24 protein-coding genes are annotated in these 23,612 nt (G+C 69.4%); 14 read left to right on the top strand and 10 right to left on the bottom strand.

What is annotated here, in order from left to right; all coding sequences use genetic code 11:
• Positions 1 to 117: 117 nt before the first annotated feature.
• The 3 genes from RF650_RS09550 to RF650_RS09540 are packed head-to-tail and all read right to left on the bottom strand — an operon-like array spanning position 118 to position 2,373.
• Positions 118 to 402: a hypothetical protein gene (locus RF650_RS09550; protein ID WP_368814770.1), complete on the bottom strand. Its 285-nt coding sequence runs from the start codon at positions 400 to 402 to the stop codon at positions 118 to 120.
• A gap of 2 nt (positions 403 to 404) precedes the next feature.
• A complete protein-coding gene (locus RF650_RS09545) occupies positions 405 to 1,019 on the bottom strand; it encodes a response regulator transcription factor (protein ID WP_131333153.1) in 615 nt (204 codons plus the stop codon).
• Positions 1,012 to 2,373 carry a sensor histidine kinase gene (locus tag RF650_RS09540; RefSeq protein ID WP_239321704.1) on the bottom strand — a complete coding sequence of 454 codons (1,362 nt, stop codon included), beginning with the start codon at positions 2,371 to 2,373 and terminating at the stop codon, positions 1,012 to 1,014. Before RF650_RS09540 ends, RF650_RS09545 begins: the two co-directional genes overlap by 8 nt.
• Before the next feature lie 199 nt (positions 2,374 to 2,572).
• Between RF650_RS09540 and RF650_RS09535 the strand changes: the two genes are divergently transcribed.
• Complete coding sequence (locus RF650_RS09535; RefSeq protein WP_368814769.1) at positions 2,573 to 3,055, top strand: small multi-drug export protein; 483 nt, start codon at positions 2,573 to 2,575, stop codon at positions 3,053 to 3,055.
• A 126-nt stretch (positions 3,056 to 3,181) separates the two neighbouring features.
• On the opposite strand, the gene RF650_RS09530 is transcribed toward RF650_RS09535, so the two are convergent.
• Together RF650_RS09530 and RF650_RS09525 are read right to left on the bottom strand one after the other, a co-directional pair.
• Entirely contained in the window at positions 3,182 to 4,393 is a 1,212-nt protein-coding gene (locus RF650_RS09530) for a dicarboxylate/amino acid:cation symporter (RefSeq protein WP_368814768.1), read from the bottom strand.
• A 459-nt stretch (positions 4,394 to 4,852) separates the two neighbouring features.
• The gene (locus RF650_RS09525; RefSeq protein WP_368814767.1) at positions 4,853 to 5,212 is read right to left on the bottom strand and encodes a hypothetical protein; all 360 of its coding nucleotides are present in this window, start codon (positions 5,210 to 5,212) and stop codon (positions 4,853 to 4,855) included.
• A 69-nt stretch (positions 5,213 to 5,281) separates the two neighbouring features.
• Here RF650_RS09525 and RF650_RS09520 point away from each other — a divergent pair, with 69 nt between their 5' ends.
• From RF650_RS09520 to RF650_RS09475, 10 genes are all read left to right on the top strand, one after another.
• On the top strand, positions 5,282 to 6,355 hold the full coding sequence (locus RF650_RS09520; RefSeq protein ID WP_368814766.1) for a hypothetical protein: 1,074 nt from the start codon (positions 5,282 to 5,284) through the stop codon (positions 6,353 to 6,355).
• Complete coding sequence (locus tag RF650_RS09515; RefSeq protein ID WP_368814765.1) at positions 6,342 to 7,382, top strand: HAD-IIA family hydrolase; 1,041 nt, start codon at positions 6,342 to 6,344, stop codon at positions 7,380 to 7,382. The genes RF650_RS09520 and RF650_RS09515 overlap by 14 nt, the downstream gene beginning before the upstream one ends.
• Positions 7,379 to 7,615 carry a hypothetical protein gene (locus RF650_RS09510; RefSeq protein WP_064845384.1) on the top strand — a complete coding sequence of 79 codons (237 nt, stop codon included), beginning with the start codon at positions 7,379 to 7,381 and terminating at the stop codon, positions 7,613 to 7,615. Before RF650_RS09515 ends, RF650_RS09510 begins: the two co-directional genes overlap by 4 nt.
• Entirely contained in the window at positions 7,612 to 8,355 is a 744-nt protein-coding gene (locus RF650_RS09505; RefSeq protein ID WP_131333147.1) for a TlyA family RNA methyltransferase, read from the top strand. The genes RF650_RS09510 and RF650_RS09505 overlap by 4 nt, the downstream gene beginning before the upstream one ends.
• A 78-nt stretch (positions 8,356 to 8,433) precedes the next feature.
• Positions 8,434 to 9,531, top strand: a complete 1,098-nt coding sequence (locus tag RF650_RS09500; RefSeq protein ID WP_242670439.1) for an NAD kinase — start codon at positions 8,434 to 8,436, stop codon at positions 9,529 to 9,531.
• Positions 9,528 to 11,240 carry a DNA repair protein RecN gene (gene recN, locus RF650_RS09495; RefSeq protein ID WP_318545823.1) on the top strand — a complete coding sequence of 571 codons (1,713 nt, stop codon included), beginning with the start codon at positions 9,528 to 9,530 and terminating at the stop codon, positions 11,238 to 11,240. The genes RF650_RS09500 and recN overlap by 4 nt, the downstream gene beginning before the upstream one ends.
• A gap of 32 nt (positions 11,241 to 11,272) precedes the next feature.
• Positions 11,273 to 12,988 (top strand): CTP synthase, encoded by a 1,716-nt coding sequence (locus RF650_RS09490; protein ID WP_064845380.1) that lies wholly within the window; start codon positions 11,273 to 11,275, stop codon positions 12,986 to 12,988.
• Between the two features lie 3 nt (positions 12,989 to 12,991).
• Positions 12,992 to 13,648 carry an NUDIX hydrolase gene (locus RF650_RS09485; protein WP_131333146.1) on the top strand — a complete coding sequence of 219 codons (657 nt, stop codon included), beginning with the start codon at positions 12,992 to 12,994 and terminating at the stop codon, positions 13,646 to 13,648.
• A complete protein-coding gene (locus RF650_RS09480) occupies positions 13,618 to 14,691 on the top strand; it encodes a site-specific tyrosine recombinase XerD (protein WP_368814764.1) in 1,074 nt (357 codons plus the stop codon). Before RF650_RS09485 ends, RF650_RS09480 begins: the two co-directional genes overlap by 31 nt.
• Positions 14,692 to 14,919: 228 nt before the next feature.
• Positions 14,920 to 15,900, top strand: a complete 981-nt coding sequence (locus tag RF650_RS09475; protein ID WP_368814763.1) for a D-alanyl-D-alanine carboxypeptidase family protein — start codon at positions 14,920 to 14,922, stop codon at positions 15,898 to 15,900.
• Between the two features lie 58 nt (positions 15,901 to 15,958).
• On the opposite strand, the gene RF650_RS09470 is transcribed toward RF650_RS09475, so the two are convergent.
• The 4 genes from RF650_RS09470 to RF650_RS09455 all read right to left on the bottom strand — a co-directional run bounded on the left by RF650_RS09470 (position 15,959) and on the right by RF650_RS09455 (position 20,365).
• Positions 15,959 to 17,098 carry a bifunctional 2-methylcitrate synthase/citrate synthase gene (locus RF650_RS09470; RefSeq protein ID WP_064845377.1) on the bottom strand — a complete coding sequence of 380 codons (1,140 nt, stop codon included), beginning with the start codon at positions 17,096 to 17,098 and terminating at the stop codon, positions 15,959 to 15,961.
• Positions 17,099 to 17,181: 83 nt separating this feature from the next.
• Positions 17,182 to 18,093: a methylisocitrate lyase gene (prpB, locus tag RF650_RS09465; protein WP_368814762.1), complete on the bottom strand. Its 912-nt coding sequence runs from the start codon at positions 18,091 to 18,093 to the stop codon at positions 17,182 to 17,184.
• 2 nt (positions 18,094 to 18,095) lie between these two features.
• Positions 18,096 to 19,628, bottom strand: coding sequence for an MmgE/PrpD family protein (locus RF650_RS09460; RefSeq protein WP_239321723.1), 1,533 nt, complete (start codon positions 19,626 to 19,628; stop codon positions 18,096 to 18,098).
• A gap of 77 nt (positions 19,629 to 19,705) precedes the next feature.
• A complete protein-coding gene (locus tag RF650_RS09455; protein WP_368814761.1) occupies positions 19,706 to 20,365 on the bottom strand; it encodes a GntR family transcriptional regulator in 660 nt (219 codons plus the stop codon).
• A 178-nt stretch (positions 20,366 to 20,543) separates the two neighbouring features.
• On the opposite strand from RF650_RS09455, the gene RF650_RS09450 reads away from it, so the two are divergent.
• Together RF650_RS09450 and RF650_RS09445 are read left to right on the top strand one after the other, a co-directional pair.
• Positions 20,544 to 22,466, top strand: coding sequence for an AMP-binding protein (locus RF650_RS09450; protein WP_368814760.1), 1,923 nt, complete (start codon positions 20,544 to 20,546; stop codon positions 22,464 to 22,466).
• A 126-nt stretch (positions 22,467 to 22,592) separates the two neighbouring features.
• Complete coding sequence (locus tag RF650_RS09445) at positions 22,593 to 22,793, top strand: hypothetical protein (protein ID WP_368814759.1); 201 nt, start codon at positions 22,593 to 22,595, stop codon at positions 22,791 to 22,793.
• Here RF650_RS09445 and RF650_RS09440 read toward each other — a convergent pair.
• The gene (locus RF650_RS09440; RefSeq protein ID WP_368814758.1) at positions 22,790 to 22,966 is read right to left on the bottom strand and encodes a hypothetical protein; all 177 of its coding nucleotides are present in this window, start codon (positions 22,964 to 22,966) and stop codon (positions 22,790 to 22,792) included. The two genes, RF650_RS09445 and RF650_RS09440, sit on opposite strands and share 4 nt — an antisense overlap.
• A 225-nt stretch (positions 22,967 to 23,191) precedes the next feature.
• On the opposite strand from RF650_RS09440, the gene RF650_RS09435 reads away from it, so the two are divergent.
• Positions 23,192 to 23,599 carry a hypothetical protein gene (locus RF650_RS09435; protein WP_368814757.1) on the top strand — a complete coding sequence of 136 codons (408 nt, stop codon included), beginning with the start codon at positions 23,192 to 23,194 and terminating at the stop codon, positions 23,597 to 23,599.
• Positions 23,600 to 23,612 lie beyond the last annotated feature (13 nt).

The raw sequence follows: 23,612 nt of genomic DNA, 5'->3' as shown, positions 1-23,612 counted from the left end.
AACATGAAAGAAAGAAGTGGTCGAGGCCGCACCCCCTTTAGGGGGCGCGGCCTCCCACCATTTAACACGCCGGAACGCACACAAGCCCCCCGAGGAATACTCCTCGGGGGGCTTTGTTCATGGAGTGCGCTCGTCGGTATTCCAATGACGATAGTTCTCCCACATCGCGGCGAGGTTCGGCTCAGCAAGGCGATGCTTCCACAGGGCAGGGTGCACGAGGTCGAGACAGTGTCCGTGGATGAGGGTACGCTGCACGTCCCGCTGGGCGAGGAGATCGTGCAGTGTAAACGCCACGGTGGGCTTCACCACGGCGCCAGCGGCGATGGGTTCGTTCGGGCCACCACCACGATCGGGTTCTTCTGCTGCACCCCGATGCGAGTCGACAGCGTCACGCTCTCTCACCCTCAGATCCATCCCTCGTCCCATGCCCGCTGCACGGCCTCTTGACGGGTGGACACGTGCAACTTGGCCAGGGCCGAGGAGACGTAGTTCCGGACGGTCCCCGGTGCGAGATGCAGGGCCGCAGCCGCGTCCGCGAGAGTGGGCTGCTGCGCGGATTCACGCAGCACGTCCAGTTCCCGGTCACTCAGAGGGCATGCGGAGCCCGATAGCGCACTCGCGGCGATTTCTGGATCCACGTACCGCTTGCCGGCCGCGATGTCCCGCACCACCTGGGCCAGCTTCTCGGAGGGCGTGGACTTGGGGAGGAACCCGGACACGCCCGCAGACAGGGTGCGGCGCAGTACTCCGGGACGGGCGTGGCGCGTGACCATGAGGATGCGGGTGTCCACCGAGCTCACGATGCGCTGCGCCGTGTCCACGCCATCCGTGGGTGGCATCTCCAGGTCCAGGATGCACACGGTGGGGGAGTGCTGCTGAGCCGCCCGTAGAGCCTCGGCCCCGTCTGCGACATCGGCCACCACGTCGAAGTCGTCCTCGAGGCGCAGCAGGGCAGCAAGGGCCCCGCGGATCAGGTGCTCGTCGTCCGCGAGAAGGATCGTGATCCGCTCGTCATTCATGGTCGTCTCGTGTCATGGGCACGCGCGCGGTCAGGGTGAAACCGTCGTGCGCGGGATCGAAGGTGTACGTGAGCGTGCCTCCCAGCGCCGACAGTCGTTCACGCAGCCCCGCCAATCCGTTCCCGGTGGAGGCGTCCGGCGTGGATTCCGAGGACGGGGACGCGCCGTCGTTGTGGATGACGAGTTCGAGATGAGCGCCCCCGCCCGGCAGGCGTCGGCGCCGTGCGGCACGACCGGTGGGTGCGGCGTCGTCGTCACGACCCGTGGACGAGATCAAACGCAGCGAGATCCGCGCGGAGGAGGCGTGGGAGTGCCGCAGGATATTGGTTGTGCCCTCCCGCACAACGAGGCCCAGCACATGGCTCGTGACGGTGTCACCGCGGCCGTCCTCGGTGGAGTCGGGGAAGGGTCGTGAGCGACCGGCCCAGGTCCGCAGCATCGGGGGCAGGTCCACGTCCGTGTGGATCCCGGCCGCGCCGAGAACGGAGGACGCGTTCTCGAGCTCGTCCAGGAGAGTGGTGGAGCGATAACCCTGGACCAGGGAGCGTGTGTCACGCAGGGCTTCCTGCGCGCCTGCGTGAGCCGCGAGGACCTGCTCGCGGGCGGCGTCGTACTGCTGTTTGCCGAGCAGGCGGGCCGCGAGATCCGTGGTGAGGCTGATGACCTGAAGGTGATGCCCCTGGACGTCGTGCAGGTCCGCCGCGAAGCGCAGCCGCTCGTTCGCGATGGCCAGGTCCGCGGCACGGCGCTGAGCGGCCTCCAGCTGTAGCATGACGCCCCAGACCCACAACGAGGAGGGGATGGCGAGCAGGACGATCCCCGCGTACTGGATGGTCATGGCGACGTCCATCGCGGTCGGGTTCATCACCCCCATGGCCCAACAGACCAAGAGGTACACGGGCGGGATCGCAGCGGCCACGAGGAACAACCAGCGCCAGCGGTGCTCGGGCTGCAGGCCGGCCGTCATGACCACGACGGCCAGGGGGAGTGCGGCGTAAACCCCTCGGGGGCCGACGCTCGCCGCGAGAACGGCGCACACAATCCCCAGGATCGCAGCCACACCCATGAAAGGAGTCAACACGGCCGCCCGACTCACACCCCGACGAATCCGCAACAGCCCTGCGGCCCAGCACAGCAGGCTCGTCACGCCGATGATCCCCGTCGTGACGTACGCGGCCGCCGATGGCCTGAACGCGATGGCCGCGAAGTTCAGGAAGAACACGTAGAGCAGGATGCCCACCAGCGTGAGGTAGGTGCTCCACCACACCAGGCTCATGTTCCGGCGTTGCCGCGCGAGGTCGAGCTCGTGCTGTTCTGCGCCGTGGACTGGCGCGGATGTAGGGATCGCCGACATGCCTCCACCCTAGGGGCCGGGTGATCCGGATATGACACGTGTCATGTGGGCTGATGACATCCGTGGCCAAGGTGATGACGCGGGCTCACTGCCGCGAACGGTCCCCGCGCGGAAGAGTGGTGGGCAGAAGGACACGACAGCCCGAACACACGTCCACAGCGCGGCGCTCAAGCGCCCGCCGGAGGAGAGGAAGAACGCCATGCAGTGGTTGCAGGAGAATGTGGAGGCCGCGGGGCAGACCGTTCAGGCCCTGTTCCTGATGCTGGGCGGGGCGATCCCGTTTATCGAGTCCTACGGGGCCTCGGCGGTGGGGGTCATCGCGGGGATCCATCCCGTGATGGCGGTGCTCTTCGCCGTGATCGGCAACATCGTCTCCATGACCCTGTTGGTCCTGTTCGCGGAGCGGGTCCGGAAGTTCTTCACGCGCAATCGGGACGAGCGCAAGGAGCCGAGCAAACGTCAGCAGCGTTTCGTGAGGATGTTCGAGAAGTACGGGGTGGCCGGGGTGTCAATCCTGGGTCAGGCCGTGCTGCCCAGTCAGATCACCTCGTCCATGATGGCCGGGGCTGGCGTGGCCAAGGGGAAGATCATCTTCTGGCAGTGCATCTCGATCGTGCTGTGGGGTGTCCTGTTCGCCGGCCTCGTCTCGGCGGGACTCTCCGTGATCACCGGGGTCTCCTGAGCGGGTGCTCCCTGAGCGGGCCACCCGTACCGGCACCCGGCCACGAGATGACGACGGCGCGTCGCACAGTGCGACGCGCCGTCGTGATGGATCGCAGGTGCGGGCTGCGAGGCCCGTACGAGATGGTCAGACGGTCGACTCCGCGGGGGCGTCACGCAGGCGCCCGCTCTTGTCCTTGAGCATGCGGTCCATGACGGCGGCGATGGCGCCGTCGCCGGTGACGTTACATGCGGTGCCGAACGAGTCGATGGCCACGTAGGTTGCGATCATGAGCCCCACGGCGGTCTCGTCGAAGCCCAGGGTGGACTGCAGGATGCCGACCGCGGCCATGATCGCGCCGCCGGGGACACCGGGCGCGGCGACCATGGTCACGCCCAGCAGCAGGATGAACCCGATGTACTGCCACGTGTTGATGGGCATCCCCGAAATGGTCATGATCGCCAGGGAGAACAGCACGATCTTCATGGTGGACCCGGAGAGGTGGATTGTGGCGCACAGGGGAATGGCGAACCCGGCGACGCGCTCGTCCACGCCGTTGCGCTTGGTGCATTCCAAGGTCACGGGGATGGTCGCCGCGGACGATGACGTGCCCAGCGCCGTGGCGTACGCCGGGAGCATGTTCTTGAGCATCACGAGCGGGTTGCGCTTGGCCACGAGGCCCGCCACGCAGTACTGGATGATCAGGATTACCACGGTCATGATGAACGCCAGGATCACCACGCGCAGGAAGGTAGAGATCACCAGGACGATCTGCCCGTTCATGGTGAGGCTCAGGAACATGCCGAAGATGTAGACGGGCAACAGCGGGATGATGATCTTCTCCACGATCCGCATCACGATCGTGCGCAGCTCCCCGAACCCGTGGTGCAGGTAGTTGCCCTTGACGAACGTGATCCCCACGCCGATGCAGAAGGCCAGGATGAGAGCTGTCATCACGTCGAACACGGGTGGCATGGTGATGTCGAAGAACCCGCTCAGGGCGTGGTCCTCCGGGTTCTCCAGCCCGTTGACGGACCTGTGACCGCCCAGCAGCCACGGGTAGCTCGCCTTGGCCACGAGGAACGCCAGGAGACCGGCGAAAATGGTGGACCCGTACGCGATGGCCGCCGTCACGGCCAACCACTTGCCCGCGCCCCGTCCCAGATCCGCAATGGCCGGTGTCACGAGGCCCACAATGATCAGGGGGATCAGAAACCCCAGGAACTGGCTGAAGAGGCCGTTGAAGGTTATGAACACCCGTGCGAGCCATTCCGGGAAGAAGAGGCCGAAGACGACGCCCATGACGATGGCCACGAGGACCCGCAGAAGCAGGTTTTTGGAGAGGGATCTCAAACGCATGCTTCATTATGTACGGCGCCCACCCTCCTGCGGTTCACTCCCCGCGCGGATCATCTCGCCGCGTCCCGTTCGAGTGCCGCGACCAGCCCGTCCATGGCGTTGGGAGTGCTCCGCGCACCGTTTGTAGAATGCTCTTCGAGAACATCCGGCGGTGCCAGATCCCGCCCCCGCACCATGGCCGCAGGCCGCAGTAGGAGACACCCCTTGAGCGAATCTGAACAGCACGGTTCCCACGATCGTTCCGATCGTCGACGCGGCGGGGGTGACCGCGGCGGCCGGTGGGGCCGTGACGAGCGCGGTTCATCCCGCGGTGGGGGAGACCGCCGGTTCTCCCGGGGCGACGACGATCGTCGGGGCACGGATCGCCGTGGCTCCGATCGCTCCTCGTACCGCGGGGGCTCGGGGGGCCGTCCCGGAGATCGGGACGATTTCGGCGGCCGAGGCGGCAGCGGACGCCGTTCATCCGGAGACGACGCTCGCAGCGGCTACCGGGGCCGGGACGAGCGGGCGGGGAGTTACGGCGGGCGCGGTGACGAGCGCAGGAATGATGACCGGCGAGGCGGCTACCGCCGTGACGACGATCGACGCGGTCCGCGCGACGGCGCTCGTGGTGAGGAACGGGGCGGCTACGGGCGTCGGGACGACAGGCGTGAGGGCAACTACGGGCGTCGGGGCGACCGTCGTGATGGTGGTTTTGGGCGACGTGATGATCGCGGGGACCGGGATCGCCGGGACGGGGGCTTCGCGGGCCGGGGCGGTGACCGGGTTCGCCAGGGCGGCGGGCGTGGCTTCGGAGCGCGCGACGAGCGCCGCGACCACCGTGACGACCGGCGCGGTGACGCACGTGGCCCCGAGCGCGATGACCGCCGAGATGCCCAGCCGCGGTTCGTGGCCCCGGACATCGACGCGGACGTCACGGGTCGGGAGATCGACCGGACCGTGCGCCGGGAACTGCAGGCCCTCGAGGCGAGCAATGCCGAGCGGGTGTCCAAGCACCTCGTGATGGCGGCGCGCTATCTCGACGACGATCCCGAATTCGCCCTTGAACACGCCAACGCCGCCGTGCGTAAGGCGGGGCGGATCGGCGCTGTGCGCGAGGTTGCCGGGATCGCGGCGTACGCGGCCGGTGACTACGCGCTCGCCCTGAAGGAGTTGCGCACCCACCGGCGGATCTCCGGTTCGCAGGCACACCTGCCGCTCATGGTGGACGCCCAGCGTGCCCTGGGCCGCGTGGACAAGGCCATGGAAGAGGCCATCTCGGATGCCGCCGATGCGCTGGACGCCGAGGGCAAGGCCGAGCTCGCCATGGTCGTGTCCGGGATCCACGCCGACGCCGGTGACGAACAGGCCGCGCTCGCGGCGCTCGAGATCCCGCAGCTCGACAAGAACCGCGGGTTCTCCTACAGCCCCAAACTCTTCCGCGCGTACGCGGACGCCCTGCGCGCGGTGGGTCGCGACAGCGAGGCCATGTCGTGGGATCGCCAGGCCATCGTCGCGGAGGCGGCGCTGGGCATGGGCCAGTTCTCCGAGCCCGAGATCGTGGACCTGGGTGACGACCTGGACGAGGACGACGCTCGGCGCACCGTCCGTGAGGCCCAGAAGCGACACAGCGCGGACCGCCCCAGTGATGACGCCCCCGCGGCGGGCGCGGATTCCGACCGGGACGAGGCGCCCTCTGAGGAGGACGCGCTGGCTGAAGGTGGCGCAAAGGCGCAGGACGCGTCGGTCCGGGAGGATGCACCCGAGGAGGACGAGTCCACGGCACGGCACGACGAACCGTCCGGTGACGACGACGCCCCCGCAGTGAGCACGGACTTCCATGAGGAAGCGGCCCCTGCGCGGGAGGAGACAGCGCCGTCGGACGACGCGGCCGCCCCGGGTGACGTGTCAGCCGACAACCACGCACCCGCCGAGAGCGCCGACGGCGAGCACGGGACGGACACCGGTCATGACCGCAACTGATCCCGCCCGCGAGGAGGGGAGCGAGGACGCGACGCTCATCGAACGGTTCGACGCCTTGCTGTGCGATCTGGACGGTGTGGTCTACGCGGGACCGCACGCGATCGACGGTGCCCCGGAGAGCCTCAAGCGAGTGAAGGACTCGGGGCGCGCGGTGATGTACGTGACCAACAACGCATCCCGATCCCCCGAAGCGGTGGCCGAGCACATCTCGTCCCTCGGCGCTCCCGCTCGGAGGCAGGACGTGGTGAGTTCCGCCCAGGCGGCCGCGGCTTTGCTGGCGGAGCGGCTCCCGCGGTCGGCGAAAGTGTTGATCACGGGGGCGCAGGCGCTCGCGGACGAGATCCGCGCCGTGGGATTGACCCCCGTGACCTCCCAGGACGAGCAACCGGAGGCCGTGGTGCAGGGCTTCGACCCGCACACCGGATGGGAGCACCTCGCCGAGGCCGCTTTCACCCTCGCGGACGACGCCGTGCTGTGGTGCGCGACCAACACCGACCGCACCATCCCCAAGGAACGGGGGATCGCCCCCGGCAACGGGACGCTCGTGGCCGCTGTTGCCGCGGCGTCGGGCCGGGAACCCGTGGTCGCGGGCAAACCCGAGGCCCCCATCTTCCGCGAGGCGGCCGAGCGCGTCGGCGCCCGCAACCCCGCAGTCGTGGGGGACCGGCTGGACACCGACATCCTCGGGGCCAACAACGCGGGCATGCCCGGGATCGAGGTGTTCACGGGGGTGGACTCGCCGCGTTCGGTGCTCGCCGCGTGCACGTCCCAGCGCCCCACCTACCTCCTGGGGAACCTGCGTGAGCTGTTCGAACCGTATCCCCGGGTAGAAGTCACGCACGACGGCGACCGGTTCCGCGCGCGGTGCCGCGAGGCCGTCGCGGAGACCGACAGCACCGCCGTGACGGTCACCGCGCCTCGCGACAGCCTGGACGGCTGGCGCGCTGCGTGCGCCGCGTGGTGGGCCGCCCATCCCGACGTCGACGTCGCTCACGAACCGTCGCTGACGTGGCAGGACCCCGCGTGAACGAGGAACACCCCGAGCCCCCGCACACCGGCCTGGACCCCGTGGACCGCGTGCTCGCGCGTGAAGCAAACATCGCCGCGCTCCCCGTCACGGAACAGGCGGCGGCGTACGAGGTCCTGCACGAGGAACTGGAGCGGATCCTCAACGCGTCGCCGGGTTCGTTGCCCGCCGGGCTCATCGACTCCGTGACGGAGCCTGGGTCGGACGCCGCGGGGGAGCGGGAGCACCCGTGAACGATCGGCTCGACCGGGCGCTGACCGCGCGCGGTCTCGCCCGGTCCCGCACCGTGGCCGCCGCGCTGATCAAGGCCGGGCGCGTGAGTGTGAACGGGTCCGCGGCCACGAAACCCTCCGCCGTGGTCACCTCGGAGGCTACGCTCGAGGTCGCGGCAGCCGAGGGCGAGGAGTACGTGAGCCGCGCCGGGCACAAACTGGCCGGCGCGCTCGAACGGTTCCCGGACGTGTACCCCGCGGGCAAGCGCTGTCTGGATGCGGGGGCGTCCACCGGAGGGTTCACGGACGTCCTGTTGCGCCGTGGTGCGCGCGAGGTCGTGGCGGTGGACGTGGGGCACGACCAATTGGTCCCCGAACTGCGCGCGGACCCCCGCGTCCGGGTCCACGAGGGGCTCAACGCGCGCTACCTGGATTCCGCCGAGATCGGCGGCCCCGCCCAACTGACAGTGTGCGACCTCTCCTTCATCTCCCTGACCCTCGTGGTCCCTGCGCTCGCGGCGGCCACGGAGCGTGGAGGGGACCTGTTGCTCATGGTCAAACCCCAGTTCGAGGTGGGGGCGCACGCGCTGTCCCGCACCGGCGTCGTGACGTCCGACGCCGCGCGGGAAGCGGCGGTGGAGCGCGTACGGGCGTGCGCGCGCGACGTCGGGCTCGAGGTGCTCGGCACGGCGCCCAGTCCGCTGCCGGGCCAGGACGGCAATGTGGAGTTCTTCGTGTGGTGCCGCAGCCCGAAGCACTGACCGCGTCGGGGCGCTCGCGTAGTGTTGGCTGAGTCAGCCCACCGTGGGAGTCGATCGCAGGAGGATGGTCTTCAGCTCGTGAGCCGGAAAATCTTGGTGATGACCCACACGGGGCGGCACGAGGCCAAGGAAGCGGCCCGCCAGTCCTGCGAACAACTGCACGACGCCGGGCTCGTACCTGTCCTCTGCCGCCCGGACCTCGAGGCCCTGCGTGCGGACGGGTCGGACATGGCACCCGTGGAGATCCTCGAGGAGGACGTGGCGCTGCGCGAGATCGAGATCGTCATGGTGCTCGGCGGTGACGGCTCCATCCTGCGCGCGGCGGAACTGGTGCGCGGAGTGGACACCCCTCTGCTGGGCGTCAATCTGGGTCACGTGGGCTTCCTCGCCGAGTCCGAGCGTTCCGCGCTGAGCGAGACCGTGGAGGCCATCGTCGACGGTCGCTACACGGTGGAGCGGCGCATGGCCCTGGACATCACCGTGTGGGAGCAGCGCCGAAAAGTCCTGCACACGTGGGCGCTCAACGAGGCCTCCGTGGAGAAGGGCAACCGGGAGAAGATGATCGAGGTCGTCACGGAGGTGGACCGCAGGCCGCTGTCCACGTTCGGGTGCGACGGCGTGGTCATGGCCACCCCCACCGGCTCCACGGCCTACGCGTTCTCCGCGGGTGGTCCCGTGGTCTGGCCGGAGGTCGAGGCCCTGCTCATGGTCCCGCTGTCCGCCCATGCCCTGTTCTCCCGCCCCCTCGTGATCTCCCCGCGCTCCATGATGGCCGTGGAGGTGCTCACCCGCACGGATGCCCGCGGTGTCCTGTGGTGCGACGGACGGCGAACCGTGGACCTGCCCCCGGGATCGCGCATCGAGGTGCGCCGGTCCGAGAAGTCCGTGAACCTGGCCCGCATGCACGCGACCCCGTTCTCCGAACGCCTCGTCAAGAAGTTCGAACTGCCGATCGCCGGATGGCGTGGCCCCATGCCCAAGGAACAGCTCGAGGCCCTCACCTCGGCCCTGTCTGTCGTGCAGCCCACCACCAAGGTGGTCGCTCAGGACGAGGAACAACTCAAGCTCAGCGTGGGCCGGGAGATCCCGCACCACAACGACGCGCCCTGGCTCGATGGCGGCCCCTCGACCGGTGAGCGGACCGGCGACCGACCGGACGGGACCTCCCGGTCATGATCGAGGAGATCCACATCCACGACCTCGGCGTCATCACGGACGCCGTCCTGCCCCTGGGCCCCGGGTTGTCGATCCTCTCGGGTGAGACCGGCGCGGGGAAGACCATGGTGGTCACCGCGCTCGGCATGCTGCTCGGCAACCGCGCGGACGCCGGGTCCGTGCGCTCGGGCAGCACCAAGGCGCTAGCGGAAGCCACCGTGCGGGTGCCGTCGGACCACGCCGCTGTGGCGCTCGTGGAGGAATCCGGTGGTGCGGTGGACAGCGAGACGGTCAATGGCACCGAGGAGTCCCTGGTCCTGCTCTCCCGCACCGTCTCGGCCGAGGGGCGCAGTCGCGCCCATGTGGGCGGCCGTTCCGCACCGGTGGGCACGCTCGGCGCCGTCGGTGAGACCCTCGTGGCCGTCCACGGGCAGTCCGACCAGCTACGCCTGAAGTCCCCGGCGGCCCAGCGAACGGCGCTCGACGACTACGCCGGCGCGGACGTTGCCGAGGAGCTCGCCACCTACCGCGGCAAACTCGCGCGCTACCGGGAGGTCGTGGCCACGTTGCGCGCGGCCAAGGAAAACTCCCGCGAACGAGCGCTGCAGGCCCAGGCGTTGACCACCGCGCTCGAGGAGATCGACGCCGTGGAGCCCGTTCCGGGCGAGGACGCCCAGTTGGACGCGGAGAGCGAGAAGCTCACTAACCTCGAGGCCCTGCGGGGTGCGGCATTGTCCGCCCACGGGGCCCTGAGCGGATCCGACGCGGACGACGAACCGGACCTCAACGCCGTCGCCCTGCTGTCCCACGCGCAACAGGCGCTCGACCTCGTGGCGGAGTCCGACCCCGAACTCGTGGCCCTGGCCACCCGAGTGCGGGAGCTGACCGTGGTCGCCGCCGACGTCGCCGCGGACCTCTCGGGATACGCGAGCGGTCTGGACGAGGACGGCCCCGCGCGGCTCGCCGAGGTCGAGGCCCGCCGCAGTGCCCTGCGCGCGCTGACCAAGAAGTACGGTGCGAGCATCGACGAAGTGCTGTCCTGGGCGGACGAGGCCCGGACCCGGCTCGAGGGGCTCGTGGTGGACCCCCAACGCGAGGAACAACTGCGCGCGGAGGGCGAGAGCCTGCATGCGGCCCTCGTGAAGCACGCGACCAGGCTGTTGGAGCTGCGACGGGTGGCCGCCAAAAAACTCGCGGGCGCCGTGAGCGAGGAACTGAGCGCGCTGGCCATGCCCAACGCGTCCCTCGTGGTGGCGGTGGAACCCTCCGAGCGCTTCACGGACGACGGCAGGGACACGATCGAGTTCATGCTCGCGCCCCACCCGCAGGCCACACCCCGCCCGCTCGGCAAGGGTGCCTCCGGTGGTGAGCTCTCGCGCATCATGCTCGCGCTCGAGGTGGTGCTCTCCGAGGTGGACCCCGTGCCTACGTTCGTGTTCGATGAAGTCGATTCCGGTGTGGGCGGCAAGGCTGCCGTAGAGATCGGCCGGCGGCTGAAGATGCTCGCCAAGAACGTGCAGGTGCTCGTGGTGACCCACCTTCCCCAGGTCGCTGCGTTCGCGGATCAGCACATCCTGGTGACCAAGTCCTCGGACTCGAGCGTCTCGGACGTGAAAGTGCTCACGGACGAGGAACGCGTGGTGGAGCTGGCCCGCATGCTCGCGGGCCACGAGGACTCCAGTGCGGCCCGCGAACACGCGCGAGAACTCATGCGGGACGCTACCGCATGACCGACGACCCCCAACGCCCCGACGAGACACGAATGGTAGGCTCGAATCCCGTGGTGAATGCTCAGGACGCCGCCCACGAGGCAGGCACAGAAAAGAACGACGGCAAGGTGACCCGGCAGATCTTCGTCACGGGAGGTGTGGCCTCGTCCCTCGGCAAGGGGCTCACCGCGTCCTCACTCGGGATGCTTCTGCGTTCGCGCGGCCTGTCCGTGACCATGCAGAAATTGGATCCGTACCTCAACGTGGATCCCGGAACCATGAACCCCTTCCAGCACGGTGAGGTCTTCGTCACGGACGACGGCGCCGAGACGGACCTGGACATCGGTCACTACGAGCGCTTCCTGGACGAGAACCTGGACGCCTCCGCGAACGTGACCACCGGTCAGGTGTACTCCACGGTGATCGCCAAGGAACGCCGCGGCGAGTACCTGGGTGACACCGTGCAGGTCATCCCGCACATCACGGACGAGCTCAAGCGCCGGATGCGCCGCCGCGCCGAGGACGAGAACGCCCCGGACATCATCATCACCGAGATCGGCGGCACGGTCGGTGACATCGAGTCCCAGCCCTTCATCGAGGCCGCGCGCCAGGTGCGCCAGGACGTGGGTCGGCGCAATGTGTTCTACCTGCACGTGTCCCTGATCCCGTTCATCGGCCCGTCCGGTGAGCTCAAGACCAAGCCCACCCAGCACTCCGTGGCCTCGCTGCGCGGTCTGGGCATCCAGCCCGACGCCCTCGTGCTGCGTTGCGACCGGGACGTCCCGGACGCGATGCTGCGCAAGATCGGTGCCGCGTGCGACGTGGACCTGGACGCCGTGATCTCGTGCGCGGACGCCCCCAGCATCTACGACATTCCCAACACCCTGCACAGCCAGGGTCTGGACACCTACATCCTGGACTACCTGGGTCTGGACTACCAGGACGCCGATCTACGGCAGTGGTCCCGGCTGCTCACCGCGGTGCACGAGCCCGAGCACCACGTGACGGTCGCGCTCGTGGGCAAGTACATTGACCTCCCGGACGCGTACCTGTCCGTGTCCGAGGCGCTACGGGCCGGTGGATTCGCGAACAACGCCCGCGTGCACATCAAGTGGGTCGCCTCCGACCTGTGCGACACCCCAGAGGGCGCCCAGCGCGAACTCGGTGACGTGGACGCCGTCCTGATCCCCGGGGGCTTCGGCATCCGTGGGCTCGAGGGCAAGCTCGGCGCCCTGCGCTGGTCCCGTGAGCACAAGGTGCCCACCCTGGGGCTGTGCCTCGGGTTGCAGTGCATGGTCATCGAGTACGCGCGCGACGTCGTGGGCCTGCCCAACGCCTCCTCCACCGAGTTCGACCCGGACACGGACACTCCCGTGATCGCGACCATGGAGGAGCAGAAGCAGTTCGTGGAGGGCGCCGGTGACCTGGGCGGCACCATGCGTCTGGGCCTGTACCCCGCCGCGCTGGCCGAGGGTTCCGTGGTGGCCGAGGCCTACGGTGCCACGGAGGTCTCCGAGCGTCACCGCCACCGTTACGAGGTCAACAACGCGTACCGCGACGCCCTCTCGGAGGCCGGGCTGCGGATCTCGGGAACGTCCCCGGAGGGCACGCTCGTGGAATTCGTGGAGCTGCCCCGTGAGGAGCACCCCTACTACGTGGCCACGCAGGCACACCCCGAGCTGGCCTCCCGCCCGACCCGTCCGCATCCGCTGTTCGACGGTCTCGTCAAGGCCGCTCTCGAGCGCCGGGGCGTCCAGGCCAAGGGCTGAGCCGTGGAGTACACGAGCATCACCGCCGAGCAGCTGACGGATCGCCCGGATCCGCACACCGTCATGGATTCGCGGACCGTCTACGACGGTGCCATCTGGGACGTGTGCAGTGAGTCCTTCCGGATGGCGGGCCAGGAGGAACCGCTGACCCGGGAGTTCATCACGCACCCGGGGGCGGTGTCCGTGGTCGTGCTGGACGAGAAGGAACGGATCCTGCTCATCAACCAGTACCGCCACCCCGTGCGCAAGCGGATGTGGGAGATCCCAGCGGGGCTGCTCGATGTGTCCGGGGAACCCGCGCTGCAGGCGGCCCAGCGCGAGCTGGGCGAGGAAGCGGATCTCACGGCCCGGACCTGGCACACGCTCGCGGACTTCGACAACTCGCCAGGCTCCTCGGCGGAGGCCAACCGGATCTTCTTGGCCCGTGACCTGAGCGAGGTCCCCGAGTCCGAGCGGTTCGAACGCGAGGGCGAGGAGGCGGAGATCGTGGCTGGTTTCGCGGACCTCGACGACGCCGTGGCCGCGGTCATGGCCGGGCGGATCACGTCCCCTGCGGCCACGCTCGGCATCCTCGCCACGCACATTGCGCGGTCCCGGGACTGGGCCACGCTGCGCGCACCGGACGCCGAATGGACCTCGCGGCCGCGGCACGAGGGGTGAACGACTCCCTCGAGTCGCACGGTCCCATCACCGAACCACTGCCGATCGTGGATGGGGGACCGAGGGCAGGTGCGGCGCCGTCGGACTCGACGACCGAGGCGGAGGCTGCACCGGAACTGCGGCGGGCCGTGGCGCGTTACCTGGACCACCTCGTGGTCGAGCGCGGACTCGCAGCGAACACCGTGAGTGCGTACCGCCGGGACCTCGCGCGCTACCTGCAGCACCTCACGGCGACCGCCGCGCACGTGCGTGTGCCCAGGGACATCACGGCCGATCACGTGCGAGCGTTCGTGCGGAGCATCCGCGAGGGCGATGCCGCCCACCCGGCGCTGTCCGCGCGCAGCAGTGCGCGGGTGCTCGCGGCGGTGCGGGGGGCCCACGCGTTCTGGGTCACGGAGTCGAGCGTGGACACGGACGTCGCGTCCCGCGTGAGCCCGCCCATGCCGCCGCAGCGGCTGCCCAGGGCCATCGGCGTCACGGAGGTCGAGAACCTCCTGGCCGCCCCGGACCCGGATACACCCGCGGGACTGCGAGCCCGGGCGTTCCTGGAACTGCTGTACGCCACGGGTGCGCGTATCTCCGAGGCCGTCGCACTGGACGTGGACGACCTCGCCGGTCTGCACGACGAGGACCTCGCCCTGATCCGTGTGACGGGCAAGGGTGCCAAGCAACGGCTCGTGCCCGTGGGATCGTTCGCCGGGGCGGCCCTGGACCGCTACCTTGTCCGGGCCCGCCCCGAGTTGGCGCGGCACGGTCGGGGGAGCCCGGCGGTGTTCCTCAATGCTCGCGGCACGCGGATCTCGCGGCAGACGGCGTGGAACATGGTCAAGGACGCCGCGCGCACGATCCACCAGGAGGAGCGGATCACGCCGCACACGCTGCGCCACTCGTTCGCCACGCACCTGCTCGAGGGCGGCGCGGACCTGCGGGTCGTGCAGGAACTGCTGGGTCACGCCTCCCTGGCCACGACCCAGATCTACACGCGCGTGTCCGTGGAGTCCCTGCGCGAGGTCTACGCGACGTCCCACCCGCGAGCGCGCTGAGCCGGCAGCGTCGGGGCCGCGCACTGAGCCGACCACGTCGGGAGCCGCAGCACACGGAGTGGGTGACGTTCCGCCCGCACACCGAGCCGGCGACGTCGCCCGCCGCACCACCCGGAGCCCGGGACCTCCCGCGCGTGGGCGCCGGGCCCGCGAAGGGCGGGGAGCGGCGTCGTCGGCTGTTCGCCCATAGGCCGACCGCGCGTCACGCGCAGCATCTATCGTGGCCTCATGCGAACCGTCATGCGTCGTCCGGCCCTGCTCACCGCCCTGTTGGCCGCGCTGCTGCTCGTGGGCGGCATGGTACCGGCCCACGCCGGGGCGGGGATCGACAACGAGTACCGCGCCCTGCCGAATCCCGGCGCATGGTTGGGCAAGCCCACGTCCGCCGAACGCTGTGGCCTGCGGGACCGCGGCTGCTATCGGCAGTACCAGAAGGGCACGATCCACTGGACGTCCACGACCGGTGCGCGTGCCCAGCGCGGCGGGATTCTGGCGAAGTGGCGCGCGGAGGGCTCCGAGCACGGGGCCCTGGGGTACCCCGTGACGCGTGAGACCTGCACGGGTGGCACGTGCGAGGTCCGCTACCAGCGCGGCCGCATCACCTGGACCGCCCAGGGAGGAGCGCGGGTGTACCGGGACATCGACGATGCCCGCAGCGTGTCCGTGGTCGTGAACAAGAAACGCCCGCTGTCCCCGCGCACCTACGCCCCGGCTCCGTTACGTTCGGTGGGCGGGGGAGTCCTGCTACGGGACGACGCCGCAGCAGCCTACCAGCGCATGAGCCGTGCCGCGGCCGCACAGGGGGTCACGCTGGTCCCGGTGAGCGGGTACCGCGACTACGGCACCCAAGCGCGCCTCTACCGCGAGTACACGGCCCTGTACGGACAGGCCACCGCCGACACCATTTCCGCGCGGGCCGGTCACTCCGAACATCAGACCGGCCTCGCGATCGACGTGGGCGCCCCCGGGGCCACCTGCGGTCTGCTCCCGTGCTTCGGCAACACCCCACAGGGGAAGTGGATCGCCGCGAACGGGCACACCTACGGGTTCGTGGTGCGCTACCCCAACGGGCACACCGCAACCACCGGGTACGCCTACGAACCGTGGCACCTGCGCTACGTGGGCACCGCCACGGCCACGAGTGTGAAGAACAGCGGGTCCGCGACGGTGGAGTCCTACATGGGTCTGCCGCGGGCCCCGAAGTACTGACGACGGCCCGCCACCTCTCACGTGTGAAGGGGCGGCGGGCCGTCGTGGTGTCCCAAGCTCAGGACAGGTGACGCTCGTCCGGACCGCTGTAGTCCGAGAGCGGGCGGATCAGCGAGTTGTTTGCGCGCTGCTCCATGATGTGCGCGGTCCAGCCCACGATCCGCGCGGCCACGAAGATGGGCGTGAACGCGGGGATATCGAACCCCATGAGCCAGTACGTGGGGCCCGCGGGGTAGTCCAGGTTGGGCTTGATGGACTTGGCCTCGTCCATGGACTTGGCCAGACCGTTGTAGAGCCCAAGGACCTCGGGCCGGTCGTAGTGCTCGAGCATGCGGAACAGGGCGTCCTGCATGGTGGGCACGCGCGAGTCACCGTGCTTGTACACGCGGTGGCCGAAGCCCATGACCTTCTTCTTCTCCGCGAGCGCCTGGTCCATCCACTCCTTGGCGCGCTTCTCCGCTTCCTCGGCGGATTCGTCCTTGCGGATCCCGAGCTCCTCGAACGTGTGCATCACGGCCTCGTTGGCACCGCCGTGCAGGGGGCCCTTGAGGGCGCCGATGGCCCCGGTCACTGCCGAGTGCAGGTCCGCGAGCGTGGAGGTGATCACGCGCGCCGTGAAGGTGGAAGCGTTGAACGAGTGTTCCGCGTACAGGATGATCGACACCCGGAACGCGTCCACGACCTCCGGGGCGGGTTCCTCGCCGAAGGCCATCCACAGGAAGTTCTGGGAGTAATCGAGGTCCTCGCGGGGATCCACGAGGTCCTGGCCGTGACGGCGGCGCTGGTCGTAGCACACCACGGCGGGCATGACGGCGAACAGTTCCTGGGCCTTGCGCAGCTCCGCCTCGGGGGAGTTGTCCTCTGCCTGCGGGTGCTGCGCGCCGATCACCGAGGCGGCGGTGCGGCACACGTCCATGGGGTGGCACGTGGTGGGCAGCTCGTCGATGACGCGCTTGAGCTCGGGCGTCAGCGCGCGGTGGGAACGCTCGAGCTTTTGGAACGCGGTGAGCTCGTCCTCGGACGGCAGCTCGCCGTTCCACAACAGCAGCGCCACCTGTTCCGCGGAACAGTTCTGCGCGAGTTCCTGCACCGGGTAGCCCCGGTAGAGCAGCGAGTTGGTCTCTGCATTGACCTTGGACACGGCGGTGGTGTCAGCCACCACCCCGGCGAGTCCTTTGTGGATCTCGGTATCGGCCACGGTGATCTCCTTCGACGATCGGGCTCGTGCACGGACTGAGTGTTCCCACCACACCACACTTGGCGTGGTGGGAACAGAGGGGTTCAGGCGTCCGGGGTCTCGGGGACCTCGAAATTGAACACCCCGGAATCGAACTGGTTGTACCCGTTGTAGTCCACGAGTTCGTACAGCCGCTTACGGGTGAGCATGTTCTCTACCTGCGCCTGCTGGGTGCCGTCCTCCCGGATGGTGGTGAGCAGGCGTTCCATGGCGCCGAGGGCCTGGCGCTGCAGGGACACGGGGTAGATGATCATGGACACCCCTGCACCGTGCAGTTGCTGCGTGGTGAACAGCTGGGACTTGCCGAATTCGGTCATGTTGGCCAAGATCGGCACGTCCAGGGCCTCAGCCATGCGCTCGAACTCCAAGAGGTCCGCCATGGCCTCGGGGAAGATCACGTCCGCGCCGGCGTCGGCGAGGGCCTTGGCCCGGTCGATCGCGGCATCCAGTCCGTCCACACCGCGCAGGTCCGTGCGGGCCATCACCACGAAGTTCGGGTCCCGGCGGGCTTCCACGGCGGCCTTGATCCGCTTGGTGGCCGTGGCGGTGTCCACCACGTTCTTCCCGTCCAGGTGGCCGCAGCGCTTGGGATTGAACTGGTCCTCGATGTGGCAGCCGGCCAGGCCGGCGTCCTCGAGTTCCTGGACGGTGCGGGCAACGTTCATGGGCTCACCGAATCCGGTGTCCGCGTCCACGAGGCACGGCAGGTCCGTGCTGCGCGCGATCTGACCGGCGCGCGTGGCCACCTCGGTCAGGGTCGTGAGACCGATGTCCGGCAGGCCCAGTTCGTTGGCGAGCACGCCGCCGGAGATGTAGACGCCCTCGAAGCCCTGCTCTTGGATGAGCTTGGTGGACAGGGGCGTGAACGCTCCGGGGAAACGGGCGATCTCCGGGGCCGCGAGCAGTTCGCGGAACCGTTCGCGCTTCTCGGCCGGGGTCACGGTGGTGTACAGCATGATCAGAAGATTCCCTTCGCTGAGGTCTCCAGCTCCACGGCGGCCGTGATGTTCAGCTGCCCGAGCTCCCCGGCACCCAGTTCGGGGATGCGCTGGACCGCGTCCAGGAACCGCTCGATCTCCTCCGGGGCCACGATGCCCTCGGCCAGGGTGCGGAACTTGGTGATGTACTGTTCCCGCGCGAACGGGCGGGCACCGAGCGGGTGGGCGTCCGCCACGGCGATCTGGTCCGTGATCACGGTGCCGTCCGTGAGGGTGATCTCCACGGAACCGCCGAACGCCTTTTCGGAGATGTCCAGGGAGTGGTACCGGCGGGTCCACTCCGGGTCCTCCTGCGTGGTGACCTTGTGCCACAGCTCCACGGTGTCCTGGCGGGCCGCACGCTCGGGGGCGTAGGAGTCCACGTGGTGCCACGCGCCGTCCTGCAGGGCCACGGTGAAGATGTACGGGATCGAGTGGTCAAGGGTCTCACGCGACGCCGTGGGATCGTACTTCTGGGGGTCGTTGGCCCCGGAACCGATCACGTAGTGGGTGTGGTGGGAGGACTTGATGAGCACCGAGGCCACGTTGGCGGGGTCGGTGACCTCCGGGTGCTCGCGGTGCAGCTTGCGCGCCAGGTCGATCCACGCCTGGGCCTGGTACTCCGCCGAGTGCTCCTTGGTGTACGTGTCCAGGATCGCGCGCTTGGGCTCACCCGGGGCCGGCAGGGGCACCGTGTAGCGGGCCTCCGGGCCCGAGAGCAGCCACGCGATCACGCCGTCCTCGCCCTCGTAGATGGGGGTCGGGGAGGTCTGCCCGCGCATTGCGCGGTCCACGGCCTCGACCGCCATCTTCCCGGCGAACGCGGGCGCGTGGGCTTTCCACGTGGAGATCTCGCCCTTGCGGGACTGCCGGGTCTGGGTGGTCGTGTGCAGTGCCTGACCGATCGCCTGGAAGATGGTCTCGGTGTCCAGGCCGAGCAGCGTGCCGATGCCCGCGGCGGCGGACGGACCGATGTGCGCAATGTGGTCGATCTTGTGCTCGTGCAGGCACATGCCCTTGACCAGGTCCACCTGGATCTCGTACCCGGTGGCGATCGCGCGCACGAGGTCCTCGCCCGAGCTGCCCACGTGCTGCGCGACGGCCAGGATGGGCGGGATGTTGTCCCCGGGGTGGGAGTACTCCGCGGCCAGGAACGTGTCGTGGTAGTCCAGCTCGCGCACGGCCACGCCGTTGGCCCACGCGGCCCACTCGGGGGAGACCGCGGCGTCGTCGTCCGGGGCGCCGTAGAGCAGCGCGCCGGTGCCCGAGAAGCCGCCGCCGTCGACGACCCGGTGGCACAGGGCCTGCGAGCGCGCGGAGACGATGGGCCCGCGGTTGAGGGAGGCCACGGCCACGGACGCGTTGTCGATGATCCGGTTGATGACCATGTCCACGACCTCGGGCTCCACGGCCACCGGGTCGGTCGCGACGCTCGCGAGCTTGTGGGCGAGCTGCTCCTCGCGGGGCAGTTCCTCCTTGGACGAGTACGTGCGCACGGTGTGTTCGACGGTCACGGGCGTTCCTTTCGCTGCGGGGTGTCTCTGGGATGTCTCCGCGGGTTTGCGGATGGTTCGTGGGGCGTACGCCCCGGTCAGGAGGCCTCCGGGCGGGCCACGGCGAGCGCGGGTGAGCCGAGGGCCTTGCTCAGGGCGTTCTTCAGGTGCACGCGCGTGGTCGCGACGGCCAGGGGTGCGTCCCCGTGCGCGATCGCGCGGGCGATCGCCTCGTGTTCGGCGGCCGCGGCGGCCAGCCGCTGCGGATCGGAGGTGGCGAGCCGGCGCACGCGGGCGAGGTGCAGACGCACGTTCTCGAGAGCCTGTTGCAGGTAGGGGTTGCCCGCGGCGGCGTCGATCTGTTCGTCCATGCGGTCCACGAGCTCGTAGTACGCATGGTGGTCGGGGTCGTCCGAGAGCCGCTCCGCCGCGTGGGACAGTCCGTCCGCGAGCGCTCGGAACGTCTCGGGGTCGCCGCGCTGGGCGGCGAGTTCGGCGGCCCGGCAGTCGAGCGTGTCGCGCAGTTCGTAGAGGGCGCGCACGTCGTCCGCGGATAGGGCGCTGACGACGACGCCGCGGCCGTTGTGCGGCTCGGTGAGCCCGTCCGCGGTGAGCCGGGACAGCGCTTCGCGCACGGGGGTGCGGGAGATGCCGAGCCGTTCGGAGAGGTCCACTTCGCCCAGGACCTGCCCGGGGACCAGGCGCCACGACACGATGTCCGCGCGCAGTTCGCGGTAGGCACGCTCACCCGCTCGCATGGCTCCTCCTGAAGATCGAAAGTTCCTTCAGTGTATACACGAGCCCGTCATGATCCAAGAGTTTTCCCGAACTAAGAGGAGGTTAGGCGTCATGTGTATACAAAGCTCTTGTTTTGTGTGATCAGGGACACTATCCTGGTGGCACCGATCCTCACCACGACCACCCGCGGAGGAAGCCATGTCCGAGGCCACGTACGCATCCGTCTACCGTTCCAGTGTGGAGGACCCCGAGCGGTTCTGGCTCGACGCCGCCGACGCCGTGGACTGGGTGAGCCCACCCACCCGCGCACTCGACGACTCCGCCGCGCCCCTCTACCGGTGGTTCCCGGACGGGGAGCTCAACACGTGCGTCAACGCCGTGGACCGTCACGTGGCCGCGGGGCACGGGGAACGCACGGCAGTGATCTACGACTCCGCCGTGCTGGACACCCAGGAACACATCACGTACGCGCAGTTGCAGGAGCGCGTGGCCCGCTTCGCCGGTGCGCTCGCCGCCCAGGGTGTGGCCAAGGGGGACCGGGTACTGCTCTACATGCCCATGATGGCGGAGTCCCTGATCGCGATGCTCGCGTGCGCGCGACTGGGTGCGGTGCACTCCGTCGTGTTCGGGGGTTTCGCCCCCAAGGAACTGGCGAGCCGGATGGACGACTCCGCCCCGGTGGTCGTCGTCACCGCGTCCGGTGGCGTGGAGCCCAAGCGCCGGATCGAGTACCTGCCCGCGATCGAGGAGGCCCTGCAGTTGAGCGACCACGCGCCGTCGGCGGTGCTCGTGCACGAACGGGACGGTTTCGTCACGACCGTGGCCCAGGCGCGCGAGCGGGCCGGCGACGGCGGGCCCGCGTGGCTGTCGTGGACCGAGGCGCAGGACGGCGTGACGCCCGCGGAGCCCGTGACGGTCAAGGCCACCGACCCGCTCTACATCCTCTACACCTCCGGCACCACGGGCACACCCAAGGGCGTGGTGCGGGACAACGGCGGGCACGCGGTGGCCCTGAGCTGGTCCATGCGCAACATCTACGACATCGGCGCCGGGGACGTGATGTGGACCGCCTCGGACGTGGGATGGGTCGTGGGCCATTCCTACATCGTCTACGGGCCCCTGTTGGCCGGCGCGACCACCGTGGTCTACGAGGGCAAGCCCGTGGGCACCCCGGACGCCGGGGCCTTCTGGAAGCGCGTGGCCGAGCATGGGGTCAAGGTGCTGTTCACCGCCCCCACGGCGCTGCGCGCGATCCGCAAGGCCGATCCGCAGGGGGACCTCGTGCGCGAATACGACATCTCCTCGCTGCAGGCGCTGTTCGTGGCCGGTGAGCGACTGGACCCGGAGACCCACCGCTGGTCCTCGGACGTGCTCGGGGTGCCCGTGGTGGACCACTGGTGGCAGACCGAGACCGGGTGGGCCATCTGCGCCAACCCCTTCGGGATCGAGAAGCTGCCAATAGTGTCGGGCTCGCCCACGGTCCCCGTGCCCGGGTTCAACGTGGAGATCCTCGACCCCGTGGGTGAGCCGCTGGGTCCGGGGGAAGAGGGCAACATCGCGGTGCGGCTGCCCCTGCCGCCGGGCACCCTGGTGACCCTGTGGCGCAACGACGAGCGGTTCGTGTCCTCCTACCTCTCGGCGTTCCCGGGATACTACGCCACGGGGGACTCGGGCTACATCGATGAGAACGGGTACGTGTTCGTGATGGGCCGCACCGACGACGTCATCAACGTCTCCGGGCACCGGTTGTCCACGGGGCACATGGAGCAGGTCGTGGCGACCCACCCGGACGTGGCCGAGTGCGCGGTGATCGGTGTGAACGATCCCCTCAAGGGTCAGCGCCCCAGCGGGTATGTGGTGCTCAAGACCGGATCGGACATCGAACCCCAGAAGCTGCGCGAGGACCTCGTGGGCATGGTGCGTTCGCAGATAGGGCCCGTGGCGGACTTCAAGGACGTGGCCGTGGTGGACGCCCTGCCCAAGACCCGCTCGGGGAAGATCCTGCGCAAGACCATGCGTCAGATGGCGGACGGGGAGAAGTACACGGTGCCCTCGACCATCGAGGACGATTCCGTACTTGAGGCGCTGCACGCCGTGCTGGCACCGCGCGAGCAGGGGTAGCGGCTCGCGCGGACCGACAGGATCCGCGCGGGCACTCGGCAGTCGCGTAGACACTCTGACTCCGCACAAACACTCCCCGCCCGCGCGGTCAGGGACCGCTCGCGGGGTGTTGCCACCCGCCGTCCGGTGACTCGGCAGGTGCGGTGGACGGGGATCCAGGCCCTCGCCCTGAGTATGAGCAGACGGCTCGTGGCCCTGGACGTCCTGCGCGGCCTGGCGATCCTGGGCACCCTGTTGACCAACATCTGGCTCTTGTCGAGCTCGTCCGTAAGCAGTCTCGCGGCCCTGGTGGTCGCGGCGGTGCTGGCCACGAGTCCCCAGGCCTAGAAGATCTGGCTCTGGATCGGCCTGGCGCTGCACGCCGTGATGATCACGGTGCTCACCCTGCTGCCCGGCCAGTCCTCGAGCCGTTCTTCCATTGGCGCCAGCGACGCCGCCGCGAAAGTCAACGCACCCGCCCCGGTCAACGGGGCCACCGCGCCCCCGAGCGGCGTGCCCATGAAGGGCGCCCTGATGGAGGGCGCTCCCGCGGACGGAGCCTCCGGGTCCCAGGAGATCTCCCAGCAGTTCTTCGCGGACCTCGAACGCTTACCCTCCGCTGCCTCTCCCGAGCAGGTGCAGGCGCTCGCCATCCAGCACGGGCTCTCCCCGGAGGAGGTCCAGCAGTTCCTGGGCGCCGTCGGCAACGGCGGCGGTGGGCTGCGCAACACCGAGTCGTACGGGGGATGGTCGCGGAAGGCCTGGGGACCTTCGTGGCCGTGCGCTTCGAGATCCCCATCATGTTCACGATGGGTCTGGGCCTGTTCCTCGTGGGCGCCTTGGGGTTCCTGGTGGGCCTGCCCCTGGACATCGCGTGCCGCACCCTGTGGGCGGAAACCACGAGCTCCCTGTCCCGTTACGGGACCTCGTCCTTGGTGCCCTTCGGCGTGCTCGGGCTGGTGGCCGCGTTCTACGCGCGCCGTACCCGCACCGGGGCCCATGAAGATGCTGAGGCACCGCGCGCACCGCGGGCTCGTGGCCAGGGTCCACGTCCCGCTCGCACGACGGCGCCGGGAGCGCCGTCGTGCCCGCGCGGAAAGCAGCGCCGTGACCTCCGAGTAGTCCCCCCCCCCCACGACCGATCGACCACGTGACGGGTGGCGCCGC

Source organism: Kocuria sp. CPCC 205297 (genome assembly GCF_040981035.1).
In the GTDB taxonomy this organism is placed as follows: domain Bacteria; phylum Actinomycetota; class Actinomycetes; order Actinomycetales; family Micrococcaceae; genus Kocuria; species Kocuria marina.
The sequence above is the reverse complement of the archived record's forward strand: the minus strand, read 5'-3'. Positions and strand labels throughout refer to the sequence as shown.

What these genes read in the sequence shown, in the direction of transcription:
- RF650_RS09545 (WP_131333153.1), bottom strand. Translation starts at nt 1,019, where the DNA reads ATGAATGACGAGCGGATCACGATCCTTCTCGCGGACGACGAGCACCTG.
- RF650_RS09540 (WP_239321704.1), bottom strand. Translation starts at nt 2,373, where the DNA reads ATGTCGGCGATCCCTACATCCGCGCCAGTCCACGGCGCAGAACAGCAC.
- RF650_RS09535 (WP_368814769.1), top strand. Translation starts at nt 2,573, where the DNA reads ATGCAGTGGTTGCAGGAGAATGTGGAGGCCGCGGGGCAGACCGTTCAG.
- RF650_RS09530 (WP_368814768.1), bottom strand. Translation starts at nt 4,393, where the DNA reads ATGCGTTTGAGATCCCTCTCCAAAAACCTGCTTCTGCGGGTCCTCGTG.
- RF650_RS09515 (WP_368814765.1), top strand. Translation starts at nt 6,342, where the DNA reads ATGACCGCAACTGATCCCGCCCGCGAGGAGGGGAGCGAGGACGCGACG.
- recN (WP_318545823.1), top strand. Translation starts at nt 9,528, where the DNA reads ATGATCGAGGAGATCCACATCCACGACCTCGGCGTCATCACGGACGCC.
- RF650_RS09490 (WP_064845380.1), top strand. Translation starts at nt 11,273, where the DNA reads ATGGTAGGCTCGAATCCCGTGGTGAATGCTCAGGACGCCGCCCACGAG.
- RF650_RS09480 (WP_368814764.1), top strand. Translation starts at nt 13,618, where the DNA reads ATGGACCTCGCGGCCGCGGCACGAGGGGTGAACGACTCCCTCGAGTCG.
- RF650_RS09475 (WP_368814763.1), top strand. Translation starts at nt 14,920, where the DNA reads ATGCGAACCGTCATGCGTCGTCCGGCCCTGCTCACCGCCCTGTTGGCC.
- prpB (WP_368814762.1), bottom strand. Translation starts at nt 18,093, where the DNA reads ATGCTGTACACCACCGTGACCCCGGCCGAGAAGCGCGAACGGTTCCGC.
- RF650_RS09455 (WP_368814761.1), bottom strand. Translation starts at nt 20,365, where the DNA reads ATGCGAGCGGGTGAGCGTGCCTACCGCGAACTGCGCGCGGACATCGTG.
- RF650_RS09450 (WP_368814760.1), top strand. Translation starts at nt 20,544, where the DNA reads ATGTCCGAGGCCACGTACGCATCCGTCTACCGTTCCAGTGTGGAGGAC.
- RF650_RS09440 (WP_368814758.1), bottom strand. Translation starts at nt 22,966, where the DNA reads ATGGGCACGCCGCTCGGGGGCGCGGTGGCCCCGTTGACCGGGGCGGGT.
- RF650_RS09435 (WP_368814757.1), top strand. Translation starts at nt 23,192, where the DNA reads ATGGTCGCGGAAGGCCTGGGGACCTTCGTGGCCGTGCGCTTCGAGATC.